Genomic DNA, 13,437 nt, shown 5'->3' with positions numbered 1-13,437 from the left:
CAGTGCAATCAAAAACATAATTTTTGGCACGGAGACTGAATGAACGCACCACTCAAATCGGCGCAAGCCTTGCTGCCCACACAATCGGCGCAAGCGTCTGAAGCTGATGGCATTTCCCTTGATGATAAATTTACACTAGAACGTGGCCGTGCTTTCATGACGGGCACACAGGCCATTATTCGTTTGCCCATGCTGCAGCGGCAACGCGATGTCCTGGCAGGTTTGAACACCGCCGGTTTTGTTACCGGCTATCGTGGTTCCCCGCTGGGCAGCGTCGACCTGACCGCGGCCAAGGCTAAAAAATACCTGGACGCGCATCACGTCAAGTTCCACCCCGGCATGAACGAAGACCTGGCCGCGACCAGCGTCTGGGGCACGCAGCAGGTCAACCTGTTCCCTGGCGCGCAATATGACGGCGTATTCGGCCTGTGGTACGGCAAAGGCCCTGGCGTCGACCGCTGCGGCGACGTCTTCAAGCATGCCAACATGGCTGGCACTTCCCAGCATGGCGGTGTGCTGGTGCTGGCCGGCGACGACCACGCGGCAAAGTCCTCGACTACCGCGCACCAAAGCGAACATATCCTGAAAGCCTGCGGCATCCCGGTGCTGTACCCGTCCTCGGTGCAGGAATACCTCGATTACGGCATGCATGGCTGGGCCATGAGCCGCTATACCGGCCTGTGGGTATCGATGAAATGCGTGACCGACCTGGTCGAGTCCGGCGCTTCGGTCGACCTTGATCCGGACCGGGTCAAGATTGTCTTGCCGACCGATTTTGAACTGCCGCCGGACGGCTTGAACATCCGCCTGCCGGATACCGTGCTGGGCCAGGAAGCGCGGATGAACAATTACAAATGGTATGCCGCGCTGGCGTATGCGCGTGTCAACAAGCTGAACCAGATCATCTGGGACAGCCCGGTCGCCAAGATTGGCATCATCACCGCCGGCAAATCCTATCTCGATACGCGCCAGGCGCTGGCCGACCTCGGCATCGACGAAAGCGTGGCGCGCGACATCGGCATCCGCCTGTACAAGATCGGCATGACCTGGCCGCTGGAAGCGGAAGGCGTGCGCGAGTTTGCGCAAGGTTTGGAAGAAATCCTGGTGGTGGAAGAAAAACGCCAGATCCTGGAATACCAGGTCAAGGAAGAACTGTACAACTGGCGCGACGATGTGCGGCCGCGCGTGGTGGGCAAGTTCGACGATACCGGCGAGTGGAGCAACCGCAGCGGCGAAGGCCACGGCGACTGGCTGCTGCCGGCGACCTACGAACTGAATCCGGCGCAGATCGCCAGGGCGATTGCGACCCGCATTTCGAAATACTTTGCCGGCCATCCGGTGGCGCAGCGGGTGCAGCAGCGGGTCGCTTACCTGGAAGCCAAGGAAGCGCTGCTGAACATCAGCAGCAAGCCCGATCCGAACAAGGACCGCGTCCCGCATTTCTGCTCCGGCTGTCCGCACAATACCTCGACCAAACTGCCGGACGGCAGCCGCGGCCTGGCCGGCATCGGCTGCCACTACATGGTGTTGTGGATGGACCGCGAATCGTCGACGTTTACCCACATGGGCGGCGAAGGCGTGACCTGGGTCGGCCAGGCGCCATTTACCTCGGAAAAGCACGTGTTCGCCAACCTCGGCGACGGTACTTATTTCCACTCCGGCCTGCTGGCGATCCGCGCTTCGGTCGCAGCCAAGGTCAACATCACGTACAAGATCCTGTTTAACGATGCGGTCGCCATGACCGGCGGCCAGGCTTTCGACGGCCCGCTCGATCCGGCCATGATTTCACGGCAGATCGCGGCGGAAGGCGTGACGCCGATCATCGTGGTGACGGACGAACCGGAAAAATACGGTTCGAGCGTCGACTGGGCGCCGGGCGTGACGATTCGCCATCGCAGCGAACTCGATGCCGTGCAGCGCGAACTGCGCGAGATCGAAGGCTGCTCGGCCATGATTTACGACCAGACCTGCGCCTCGGAAAAACGCCGCCGCCGGAAACGCAACGAATATCCGGATCCGGCCAAACGCGCCGTGATCAATGAAGCCGTGTGTGAAGGTTGCGGCGATTGCAGCGTGCAGTCGAATTGCCTGTCGGTGGAACCGCTGGAAACCGAATTCGGCCGCAAGCGCCAGATCAACCAGTCTTCATGCAACAAGGATTTTTCCTGCGTCACCGGATTCTGTCCGAGTTTCGTCACGGTCGAAGGCGGCAGCTTGAAGAAGCCGGCAAAAATAGCCGCGACGCCGACCGCAGCTGCGGCGCCGGTGGCCAGCTTGCCGTCGCCGGTGCTGCCGAATACGGTAAAACCGTTCGGCATACTGGTGACCGGCATCGGCGGCACCGGCGTGGTGACCATCGGCCAGATCCTGGCGATGGCGGCCCACGTCGAAGGCAAAGGCTGTTCGGTGCTGGACATGAGCGGCCTGGCGCAAAAAGGCGGGCCGGTGATGTCGCATGTGCGGCTGGCCGACCACCCGGACGATATCTATTCGACCCGTGTCGGCACCGGCGATGCCGATCTGGTGATTGGCTGCGACGCCATCGTCAGCGCCAACCGCGACGCCTTGTCGCGCATGGGCGAGGGACGCACCTACGCAGCGATCAACGCTACCCGCACGCCTACCGCCGCTTTCGTCAAGAATCCGGACTGGCAGTTCCCCGATGCCGCGGCAGAGCAGGACATACGTGCGGCGTGCGGCAGCGACCGCGTGGAATTCATCGACGCCGGCCGCATCGCTACCGCCTTGATGGGCGACGCCATCGCAACCAATATGTTCATGCTCGGTTATGCCTGGCAAAAGGGTTGGGTACCGTTGCAAGAGGCCTCGCTGATGCGGGCGATTGAACTGAACGCCTTGCAGGTAGCCTTCAACAAACAAGCGTTCGTCTGGGGCCGCACCGCGGCTTGCGATCTGGCCGGGCTGGAAAAGCGTACCCGCCTCAGCGATACGCCGGCGCAAGTGATCGAATTCAAGCGCGCGCCGAATCTGGATGAGCTGGTCAAGCGCCGTGTCGCTGTCCTGACCTCTTACCAGGATGCCGCCTATGCCGAGCAATACCGCGCATTTGTCGAACAGGTGCAGGCCGCCGAAGCGCAGTTGCCGCATGTCGAGAGCGGGCGCGCAGCGCAGCGCCTGAGCATCGCGGTGGCCACTTACCTGTTCAAGCTGATGGCTTACAAGGACGAGTATGAAGTCGCACGCTTATATACCGACGGCGCTTTCAAGGCCAAGATTGCCGGCATGTTCGAAGGCGATTACAAACTCAAGTTCCATCTGGCGCCGCCGCTGCTGGCCAAGCACGATGCGCACGGCCATCTGGTCAAGCAGGAATTTGGTCCGTGGATGATGCGCGCTTTCGGCCTGCTGGCGAAACTGAAATTCCTGCGCGGCGGCGCCCTGGATGTTTTCGGGTACACGGCTGAGCGCAAGGAAGAGCGTGGCCTGATCGTTCATTACAAGGACATCGTTGCTTCCCTGTTGCCGCAGTTGACTGCCGATAACCTGGCCGCTGCTGTGGCGATCGCCAGCATTCCTGAAGAGATCCGCGGTTACGGCCACGTCAAGGAACGGCACCTGGCGGCAGCACGCGCCAAGGAAACGCAGTTGCTCAATCAGTTCAACCATCCCGAGCCAGAACTCAAAGCGGGGGCATCGCGCTCGATTGCTGCTTAGTTAGCTGAACCGGCAGATATTGATGGGTCGCTCATGCACCCATCAATATCTTTCCCTTGCCGGTTATAGTCAGTTGTCGATCTGTTCCTTGATCGCTGCAACCCGCCGTGTCAGGCGCGGGTGAGTGCGGCAAATCTCGTTGAGGAAACCGAATACCGGCGGCACCATCGCTTCTTGCGCCACGAAAGACTCGCAACTCATCGTCTGGTTCAATCGGCGGCAACCGCAGCCGAGCATCTGCAGGGAACTGCGCGATGCCTCGAAATCCTTGGACAAATAAGCGCCGATGTTGTCGCAAGTGTATTCGCGCGAACGGGAATAGGCTTTCCCCAAAAACGGAACGATATGGGCCGGCAATTTCAGCGTGTTGAGCCATGGGTTCAAATGTCCGGCGGCATGGTGCCCGAGTTCGTGGCCGATGACAAAGCGTACCTGGGCATCGCTATTGGCATCGACCAAGGCCGAGGTCAGGAATACGTAACGGCCGCCGAGCAAACGCCGGGCAAAGGCGTTGAAGACGCCGTTGGAGTTGTACAGGAAGGTTTTCGGCGGTTCGGACAGCCCGATTTCCTGCGATCCGGCGACCACCATCTGGTGCAGTGCGGGGAATTGCTCGGGGCCCAAAAGAATCATGTTGCCGAATGCCGACGCGCGATAAACCGCGGCTGCGATCCAGTAAAAAAGCGTGATTGCCACGGCATACCCGATATAGATGCGCAAGGTCGGCGCCATCTTTGGATCCAACCAGTATGCCGCCACTGTTGCGGCAATGGCGATCCAAAGCAAGATGCCGAAACCTATCATCAGCGCCTGGTAGGTTTTTTCTTTCTGTGTGCGAAGCGTAGCGACCGTCTGTGACATTTAATTTCTCCGAATTTAAGTGGTACACATTGTTCACGCGGCATTCATGCACGTATGGCGGATGTGCTTTTCCATTTGTCGGCAATCGGGCGATCGCCCAACTGCCTTCCCCTTGCAACATCGCCACGGTGTCAGCGCTTGCATCGATTGTACTTAGCATCTTGATAAATATATTAACAGGGCGCAAATATATTTCTTCTTCGCAATTGCAAATGGCTTCCCCGGTTATTGAGGGATTTGCATCGGAGATTGGGGAAGGGGCGTGGCCAATCTGGCATCCGCAGCCGCTATTGCTGCTGACGCCTGGCCAGGTTTCATCGGGACTTTTACTTATGCGCCAGCTGGCGCGATTCGGTCAAACGCCTTCGGTTGACCTGAATTGCTGGTATCCGCGCGCGCGCAAGGCGCAAGCCGGGCAGGTGCCGCAGCCATAACCCCAGTCATGCAGCGCGCCGCGCTGGCCCAGGTAGCAGGTATGGGTATCGGCCCGGATCAGGTCAACCAGGGTGTCGCCGCCGAGGTCCTGCGCCAGTTTCCAGGTTTCCGACTTGTCTATCCACATCAAGGGTGTTTCCACCTTGAGCTGGGTCGCCATGCCCAGGTTCAGCGCCACCTGCAGGGCTTTCATGGTGTCGTCGCGGCAATCCGGATAGCCGGAAAAATCGGTTTCGCACATGCCGCCAACCAGCACATTCAAGCCGCGCCGATAGGCAACCGTAGCCGCCACCGTCATGAACAGCAGGTTGCGTCCGGGCACAAAGGTGTTCGGCAAGCCGTTTTCCTGCATCACGATCTCAACGTCTTCCGTCATCGCGGTCGACGATATTTTGGAAATCAGCGACAGGTCGATCAGGTGGTCTTCACCCAGCTTGCCGGCCCATTGCGGAAACTGGGCGCGGATTTTCTGCAGCAGGACCGGACGCACGGTCAGTTCGACAGCATGCCGCTGGCCGTAGTCGAAACCGATCGTCTCGACCCGCTCATAGCGCGACAAAGCCCAGGCCAGGCAAGTGGTGGAGTCCTGGCCGCCGCTAAACAGGACGATGGCGCCGTTTGGTGTAGTCATGTGATTTGCTGTTCAAATATTCAAGAAGAGATTGTATGCCTTATTTCCAGCCGTATTCGCCGCGCATTTGCCACCTCATTTGCCGTCTTTATTGCTGACCTGCTGCAGGGTCTGCTCGACAAAATCCTTGTTCGGATCGGTAAACCGCAAGCGCACCGGATACCATTCCAGCGACGGCGCCAGCCAGATATCGAGCTGCTGGTCCTTGGCGTCCGGCGGCGGTGCCTTGAAAATATGGACTGTGTCCAGGTCGCCCAGCGGTGTCTTGATTTTTTCAGTATTGACGACCTTGAACGTCCACGGTTCCGCATCGCGCATGCCGGCCACGAAGAAGGTCCATTCCGAACCTGGCTTGAATTGCTGCGGCGCTGCCCGCGCCACCGAAATCAGCTGCCAGATGATGCTGGTGCGATCCTGTTCGCCGCCCTTGATCGGATAACTCTCGCTGGATTCGGAAAAGCCGATGGTGCCGCTGTCGCGATGAAAAGTAGTGGTGGTCGCCTCCTTGCGGAAGCGCTTGTTGATGAACTGGGTGGGCGCCAGGCCGAAGCTGTCGACAGCGCCTTCGCTGGACGCTTCAAGGATTTTCCCGAACAGCATGGCGCGGGTTTCCGACTTCACGCTGAAATGCTTGTCGTCTGCCAGCCATTTGACGCTGCCTTCGCCGCCCAGCGTAATGCCGCTCTGCTTGGCCTGGATCGCATAGCTCAGGTCAGCTGACGGCGGCAGATCGGTCTTGTACTTGCTCGCAGGGTGATCGGCGGTCGCGGCGGAAGCGGTCAGCATGCTGCAGCACAGTGCGGCGGCCAGGGATAGGCGGACTAGGGATGGTTTCATGGTTTTCCAAAAAAACATTACATTTAAAAATTTTGATGCCGGGCCCGGTTCAATGCGCGGCAGCCAGGCCCAGCGGTTTCAATTTGGACAGCGACATGTCGATATAGTCGTTATTTTTATCGGTAAAGCGTATTTTGACTGGATACCATTCCTGCTGGGGCGCAAGCCAGATGTCCAGCCGCTGCTCATGTGAACCGGCTTCTGGAATGCGAATTACATGCCAGGTATCGACATCGTTGCCGTCGACGCTGACCTTTTCCTGGCCGACGATTTGCATGCGCCATGTTTCCGCATCCAGCGGGCCGGCAACGAACAGGTCGATGACCACTCCCGGAGCAAACTGCGTACTGTCGCCGCGGCCTATGCTGGCCAGTTGCCAGACCACGCTGGAGCGGTCTTGCTCACCGCCGCTGCGAGGATAACTTTGCGGCGAAGACGAAAAAATGATGCGATTCAGCTCGCGATGAAAAATGGTCTGGGTGGGAGGTTTGTTCCTGCGCTTTTGCGTAAAAGTCACAGGGCTCACGCCAAAGCCATTGATTTCGCCTTCGCTCTTGAAATCAAGGACGGTAAAAAACAGGATGCCGGCCTCGCCGTTGACGGTGTAGCTGCCGCCGTCGGTTTGCCAGGTGATCTTGCCGCTGCCGTGATAATTCTGGCCCTTTTGCAATGCTTGCACATCGTATTTCAGCTCCGCCGACGGCGGCGGATTGGTTTGATAGTGCTTGCCGGCCGGTGGCGCGGCTTCGGCCTGCGCCGGAGCGGGTTCGACTGCCGGCGGACTGGCGGCAGCCGCAGGATCCGCCGGTGCTGGCGTTGCGGGCCCGGCGTCGACGATAGGCGTCACGGTTTCCCTGATCGGCGTATCCGGTACTTCCACGCTTGGCTCCGGCGCTGCTTTCGGGCGCACCGGGGCGCTGGGTTTGGTTGTTGGTTTGGTTGCCTGCGGCGCCGGTTTGGGCTCCTGCGGCAGCAGCACCGGTTTTTCCACCGGCGGCAAAGGCGTGAGATTTGCCATGACCACGGGTTCGGGCCGATTGACCGGCAACGGCACGCCGAACTGGCGGTTGCCCCAGACAATCAGCAGTATGTGCAGCAACAGCGTGAGCAGCAGCACCCATAGCCAGCGGCTGCGGCTGGCGAAGGGATCGCTCGGAATTGTGGGGGATGCGGAAGAAGACGACATCCGCATAGTGTAAACGTATCCGCCATGATTGAGCTGGCAACTAAGCCGGGCAACCATGGCGAACCAGATAAACCACGTAAAATATTGCATTTACATCAAACAAGAACAAGCACCGATGCCGCCCCGAATATATCAAGCCGCCAGTCTCGCGCTGGCATGCACGCTGGCCCTGGGTAACGTGGCGCAGGCCGCGTCCAGCGATTTGCCGCCGATCCGGCTGGGCATGATCGAAGGCATGTCGGGTCCTTTCGCCAATGCCGGCGAAGCCGTGGAGCGCAACATCCGCTTTGCCGTGGAGCAGGTTAATGCTCGCGGTGGTGTCCGCTTGCCGGACGGCAAACATTTCCTGAGCCTGACTGTGTTCGACAACAAGCAAGGGGTGGAGGACGCGTTATTGCAGCTGAAGCAATTGACCGACCAGAAAATCCCTTTCGTGCTGGAAGGCAACAGCTCTGCGGTTGCCGGTGCGCTGGTGGAAGCAATCAACAAACATAATGCACGGACTCCGGATAATCGTGTGCTGTTCCTGAACTATTCGGCGGTCGATCCAGTATTGACCAACGAAAAATGCAGCTTCTGGCATTTCCGTTTTGACGCCAATGCCGACATGCGCATGCAGGCGCTGGTGGATGTCATCAAAAACGACAGCAAGGCAAAAAGCGTTTACCTGATCGGCCAGGACTACAGTTTCGGCCAGCAGGTCGCCAAGGCCGCGCGCCGGCAGCTGCAGGCAGCGCGGCCGGATATCCGGATTGTCGGCGATGAATTGCACCCGATCGGCAAGGTCAAGGACTTTGCGCCTTATATCGCCAAGATTCGCGCCAGCGGCGCCGATACGGTCATTACCGGCAACTGGGGCAACGACCTGACCCTGCTGGTGAAAGCGGCGAAGGAGGCGGGCCTGCGCCTCAAGTTCTATACCTTTTATGCCAACAGCCTGGGCGCGCCGGCAGCAATCGGCGAGGCTGGGGTGGGCACGGTGCGCGCGGTGGCCGAGTGGCATCCGAACGCGGTTGACGGCAATGCCGCCAGCGATGCCTTCTATCGCAGTTTCCGCCAGCGTTATCCGCAGCCGAAAGATGACTATCTGTTTTTGCGTATGGATGTCATGATCGACATGCTGGCGGCGGCTATCGAGAAAGCCGGGAGCACAGACGCGGTCGCCGTGGCGCGGGCGCTGGAAGGCGCCCGCTACAAGAGCAAATTCCATGAAGCCAGCATGCGCGCCAGCGATCACCAGCTGATACAGCCCTTGTACGTGGCCGTGATGCAAAGGCTTGCCGACGGCGGCATCCGGTTTGATAATGAAGGCAGCGGCTACGGCTTCAAGACCGAACGTTATCTGGCGCCGGCGGCAACGGCGGCGGCCAGTACTTGCCAGATGCGGCGTCCCTGAGACGACGTTCCGGCGTAAGTCGATGGTTGTTGTAGATGATCTCTGAAGGAGATATGTGATGAGCCGTTCAAGTATTCCAGGAGCCGATGCAATGCAAGATAGTCTCGAATTCATCAAGAAAATGTGGGGCGGCATGGGTGTGCCGGGCATGGTTGTTCCTACCTTGTCGGTGGAAGAAATCAACAAGAAGATCAGCGATCTGAAAGCCGTGGAATCGTGGCTGAATCTCAATCTCAACATGCTGCGCACCACGATACAGGCGCTTGAGGTACAGAGCGGGACCATTTCCGCGCTGCAGGCAATGGCGGCGGTCAACCAGGCCAGCGCCGAACGGCAAGACGGCAGCGCTGCCGAGTCGAATGCAAGCGCATGGGCGAGCGCGGCCGGTTTTCCGTTTTCGTTCATGAATCCGGCGCAGGATTCGGCTACCCCGGCGGCGCAAGCTGCGCCGCCAGCTGCCGAAGCTGAAAAACCACCGGCAGCAAGCGGCGCAGCCGAACCGTCGCTGGGCAATTCCAACGCCTGGTGGGATTTGCTGCAGAATCAATTCAAGCAAGCGGTCAATAGCGTAGCTGCGGCAGAAAAAATGGTGATGCCGGCCAACACCGCAGCGAAGGTCAAGCCGGCAGCCAAGCCGGGAGGCAAGGCAAGCGGTGCGCCGTCGAAACCCGCAGGCAAGAAAAATGGCGCGGCTGCCGGCGGCAAGGCGGCTCCGCGCACAAGCAAAGCCAGGATTGTTTCAAAATAATGACAAGGCGGTTTTTTGGGGACAGCTTGACTCGCGTCGGATACGTGCGATGATTAAAGACCGGTGCTTGGATGGAAAACTCTAAGTGATGCCTTGACTTTGTTGTGATTTGAGCAGGATTTTCAGGAAAAACTCGGCCGCCAGCCGGTTTATAAACGGTCTTGTAACAAATTCTTGGTAAAATCGAACAGTTAACTCACTTGCTTAAGGTATGTATGCTGTATCCAGAACTGTTTAAATCGCTTGAACAAGTCCGCTGGAACATGGAGACCGATATTCCATGGGACAAGTTTGACGCCACCCAGCTGTCCGACGAACAAGCTCAGACTATTCGCATGAATGCGATTACGGAGTGGTCGGCGCTGCCGGCAACCGAGATGTTCTTGCGCGATAACCACGGCGACAGCGATTTTTGCGCCTTCATGTCGGTATGGTTTTTCGAAGAGCAAAAGCATTCCCTGGTGCTGATGGAATACCTGCGCCGTTTCCGGCCTGAACTGGTGCCTACCGAAGCCGAGCTGGACAAAGTGCGTTTCGAATTCGACCCGGCGCCGCCGCTGGAAACCCTGATGATGCATTTCTGCGGCGAGATCCGCCTCAACCACTGGTACCGCTGCGCTTCCGACTGGCACACCGAGCCTGTGATCAAGCAGATCTACAAGATCATCAGCCAGGACGAAGCGCGCCACGGCGGCGCTTACCTGCGCTACATGAAGAAGGCTTTGTCGGAAGTAGGCGACAGCGCGTCTGCCGCATTCGCCAAGATCGGCGTCTTGATGGCGTCGGCCCGCCGCACTGAAAAACCGCTGCACCCGACCAACCTGCACGTGAACCAGTCGCTGTTCCCGAACGATACGGTGCAGAGCCGCCTGCCCGATCCGGAATGGCTGGAACGCTGGCTGGACGACCAGATCAAGTTCGACGGCGTCTGGGAAAAGAAAGTGGTCGATCGTATTTTGCACAACATGTCTTTGCTGTTCGAACGCACCTTTGATACGGTGCAGGAACTGAACCGCTATCGCAAGGAAGTTGTGGCCCGCCTGGCCACGCTGACGCCAGCCCCGGCAGTCTGATGTGACGGCGCCAGGTTTTGGCGCCGCCGCGTTCGCGGACAATTTGTCTGATCCCTAGCCGCAGTTGTTGCGGCTTTTTCATATTCGCCATGCCTAAATTTGAAACCAAACTATGTACCCGCGCCGAATTGAAGTCACGCGTGGCGGCCTTGCCGCAGCCGGTGGTGTTGACTAACGGCGTATTCGATATCCTGCACCGCGGCCACGTTACCTACCTGGCGCAGGCGCGCGAGCAGGGCGCTGCGCTGGTGGTGGCGGTGAATACCGACGCTTCGGTCAAGCGCCTGGGCAAGGGCGACGACCGGCCGATCAATAGCTGCGCCGACCGCATGGCCGTTTTGGCGGCGCTGGAAGCCGTCAGCCTGGTGGTTGAATTTGATGAAGACACTGCCTTGGAAGTGGTGCGGGAAGCGCAGCCCGGAGTGTATGTCAAAGGCGGCGATTACCAGATGGATGCCATTCCGGAAGGGCAGGCGGTGCTGGCATACGGCGGCCAGGTGGTGGCGATCCCGTTTGCACATGACCGTTCGACCAGCAAATTGCTGGACAAGGTGCGTCAAGGCTCTTGATCGCAGCTAGCGGCAGGATGAAAAAAAGCGCGGAATCCGCGCTTTTTTTATGCAGCTGCCGTTTCTCTTCAGTGCTGGTGCGATGCGTCGGCTGCCTTGCCGCTGAGGTCGGTGACATGTACCGACACTTCGACTTTGCCGGCTTTTTGGAAAGTCAGCGTCAGCGGGAATTTGTCGCCGGCCTTCAGTGGCTGGGCCAGGCCCATCAGCATGATGTGATAGCCGTGGCCCGGCGTCATCTCGATGGTGCTTGCCGGCGCCAGTTCAATCTCGCCGACTTCGCGCATTTTCATGACATTGCCATCCATGGACATGGTGTGGATCTCGGCGCTTTTGGCGGCCGGCGAGCTGACGCCGATCAGTTTATCCGCTTCCTTGCCTTTGTTCTCGATACTCAGGAATGCGCCGCCGCTTGGCTGGCCGGGTACGGTGGCGCGCGCATAAGGATGGCCGATGTGCAGGCTGCCGAGATCGTATTCATGGGCATAGGCGGAGACGCTGACGGCAAGGGCGCAGACAAACAGGGAAACGGAACGTAAAGACATGATGGACCTTTGATTAAATTGGGAAATACCAACAGCAAATCGAAGAAAGCGCGGTGACGGGAAACATCATGCTTATTGGCAAGATGACGGATTATAACAATCACTGCCTGATTGTTCCTTTACCAATGGAAATCGGTTCATGCACCGCCGCTGTAGCCGTTCTGGCGCCAGGCTTCATACACCACGACCGCTACGGTATTGGACAGGTTCAGGCTGCGGTTGTCCGGCCGCATCGGCAAGCGGATGCGCTGTGAGGGCGCAAACGATTCACGCAGCGCCGGATCCAGCCCGCGCGTTTCCGAGCCGAATACAAAGACGTCGCCGGCCTGGAACCGGAGGCTGGCAAACGGCGTCGAGCCGTGGGTAGTCATGGCGAACATGCGGCTGGGATCATAGTTGCCGGCGTCGCGCATGCTGGCCACGAAAGCGTTCCAGTCGGCATGCACCTGCATGGTGGCGTAATCGTGATAATCCAGGCCGGCCCTGCGCATCTTGCTGTCATCGAGGGGGAAACCGAGCGGCTCAATCAGATGCAATTGCGCACCGGTATTGGCGCACAGGCGGATGATGTTGCCGGTGTTCGGCGGGATTTCCGGTTCAACCAGTACGACGTGGAACAACGTGATTCTCCTGATGTATATAGTAACTGTGATGTCAATGCAGTAATCAACGCGCCGCAAGGGTGCTCATGGCGTCCTTGCAAACACAAAATTGGTAATGCGGCTGGCGCCATGCCGGCGCAGCGTTTGCGCCAGCGCATGCAGCGTTTCGCCGGTAGTCATGACGTCATCGACCACGCCTATGTGGCGGCCGCGTATCTGCGCCATGGCGGCCGGCGGCACGACAAACGCCTGGCGCAGGTTGCGGCGCCTTTGTTCCAGGTCTGGCGCCAGCGACTGCGGCAGGGTATCGCGTTGTCGCAGCAGTAGTCTATGTTGCAAGCCAAGTCCAAGCAAACGCGCCAAGGGCCTGGCTATCTCCAGCGCCTGGTTGAAGCCGCGCTGTTGCAAGCGCTGGGCGCTGAGCGGCACCGCCGTCAAGATATCCGGCAAATCCGGCTGCTGCCCGGGATGAACGCCAATCCGGCTTGCTTCGCACAACATTTGCGCAAACGCCGGCGCCAACGCCAGCTGTCCGCCGAATTTTAACGCCAGAACCAGCTGGTCTGCCGGCGCCGCGTAGTCGCAGGCCACGATGGTGGCATCGAAGGCGCGAGCCTGTTTCAGGCAATTGCCGCATAACGCCTGATTATCACCGTCGAACCGGGGCAGGCGATTCGCGCACTGCTTACAGCGCGGTGGCCGGCCGGAAAAATAATGCCTGCTGCAGCCGTCGCAAATGACCCGCTTGCCGTTTTGTCCGCACAGTGCGCAGCAGGAGGGCATGCTCGCCAGGAGATGGGCAAGTTGCTGTCGCGGCCAGTGGCGTAACCGGGGAAATAACACGGGGCGAGTCTCGTTTTTGTTGCCGTTCTTGTCGGA

At 59.1% G+C, this 13,437-nt stretch carries 12 protein-coding genes; 5 read left to right on the top strand and 7 right to left on the bottom strand.

From position 1 onward, the window contains the following. Positions 1-39 precede the first annotated feature (39 nt). A complete protein-coding gene (locus tag CFter6_RS22475) occupies positions 40-3,675 on the top strand; it encodes an indolepyruvate ferredoxin oxidoreductase family protein (RefSeq protein ID WP_061541788.1) in 3,636 nt (1,211 codons plus the stop codon). Between the two features lie 69 nt (positions 3,676-3,744). On the opposite strand, the gene CFter6_RS22470 is transcribed toward CFter6_RS22475, so the two are convergent. The 4 genes from CFter6_RS22470 to CFter6_RS22455 form a co-directional block, all read right to left on the bottom strand. Further along, positions 3,745-4,536 (bottom strand): M48 family metallopeptidase, encoded by a 792-nt coding sequence (locus tag CFter6_RS22470; RefSeq protein ID WP_061541787.1) that lies wholly within the window; start codon positions 4,534-4,536, stop codon positions 3,745-3,747. A gap of 355 nt (positions 4,537-4,891) precedes the next feature. After that, positions 4,892-5,602 (bottom strand): 7-cyano-7-deazaguanine synthase QueC, encoded by a 711-nt coding sequence (gene queC, locus CFter6_RS22465; RefSeq protein WP_061541786.1) that lies wholly within the window; start codon positions 5,600-5,602, stop codon positions 4,892-4,894. Between the two features lie 75 nt (positions 5,603-5,677). After that, positions 5,678-6,439: a DUF3108 domain-containing protein gene (locus CFter6_RS22460; RefSeq protein WP_236904447.1), complete on the bottom strand. Its 762-nt coding sequence runs from the start codon at positions 6,437-6,439 to the stop codon at positions 5,678-5,680. A 49-nt stretch (positions 6,440-6,488) separates the two neighbouring features. Then, positions 6,489-7,625: a DUF3108 domain-containing protein gene (locus tag CFter6_RS22455; protein WP_061541784.1), complete on the bottom strand. Its 1,137-nt coding sequence runs from the start codon at positions 7,623-7,625 to the stop codon at positions 6,489-6,491. A gap of 115 nt (positions 7,626-7,740) precedes the next feature. Here CFter6_RS22455 and CFter6_RS22450 point away from each other — a divergent pair, with 115 nt between their 5' ends. From CFter6_RS22450 to rfaE2, 4 genes are all read left to right on the top strand, one after another. Further along, positions 7,741-9,021, top strand: coding sequence for a branched-chain amino acid ABC transporter substrate-binding protein (locus CFter6_RS22450; RefSeq protein ID WP_082815054.1), 1,281 nt, complete (start codon positions 7,741-7,743; stop codon positions 9,019-9,021). 91 nt (positions 9,022-9,112) lie between these two features. Continuing rightward, positions 9,113-9,769, top strand: a complete 657-nt coding sequence (locus tag CFter6_RS22445) for a PhaM family polyhydroxyalkanoate granule multifunctional regulatory protein (RefSeq protein WP_061541783.1) — start codon at positions 9,113-9,115, stop codon at positions 9,767-9,769. A gap of 215 nt (positions 9,770-9,984) precedes the next feature. Next, complete coding sequence (locus tag CFter6_RS22440; RefSeq protein ID WP_061541782.1) at positions 9,985-10,842, top strand: ferritin family protein; 858 nt, start codon at positions 9,985-9,987, stop codon at positions 10,840-10,842. 89 nt (positions 10,843-10,931) lie between these two features. Further along, a complete protein-coding gene (rfaE2, locus tag CFter6_RS22435) occupies positions 10,932-11,411 on the top strand; it encodes a D-glycero-beta-D-manno-heptose 1-phosphate adenylyltransferase (RefSeq protein ID WP_061541781.1) in 480 nt (159 codons plus the stop codon). Positions 11,412-11,479: 68 nt separating this feature from the next. Here the strand turns inward: rfaE2 and CFter6_RS22430 are convergent, their stop codons facing one another. The 3 genes from CFter6_RS22430 to CFter6_RS22420 all read right to left on the bottom strand — a co-directional run bounded on the left by CFter6_RS22430 (position 11,480) and on the right by CFter6_RS22420 (position 13,341). After that, positions 11,480-11,956, bottom strand: coding sequence for a copper chaperone PCu(A)C (locus tag CFter6_RS22430; RefSeq protein WP_061541780.1), 477 nt, complete (start codon positions 11,954-11,956; stop codon positions 11,480-11,482). A 137-nt stretch (positions 11,957-12,093) separates the two neighbouring features. Then, complete coding sequence (trmL, locus tag CFter6_RS22425) at positions 12,094-12,576, bottom strand: tRNA (uridine(34)/cytosine(34)/5-carboxymethylaminomethyluridine(34)-2'-O)-methyltransferase TrmL (RefSeq protein ID WP_061541779.1); 483 nt, start codon at positions 12,574-12,576, stop codon at positions 12,094-12,096. A 66-nt stretch (positions 12,577-12,642) separates the two neighbouring features. After that, on the bottom strand, positions 12,643-13,341 hold the full coding sequence (locus tag CFter6_RS22420; protein ID WP_061541778.1) for a ComF family protein: 699 nt from the start codon (positions 13,339-13,341) through the stop codon (positions 12,643-12,645). Positions 13,342-13,437: the final 96 nt, after the last annotated feature.

Origin of the sequence: Collimonas fungivorans, from assembly GCF_001584145.1 — a bacterium.
Lineage (GTDB): Bacteria > Pseudomonadota > Gammaproteobacteria > Burkholderiales > Burkholderiaceae_D > Collimonas > Collimonas fungivorans.
Note: the sequence above shows the minus strand (reverse complement) of the source record. Positions and strands in the feature narration are given on the sequence as shown.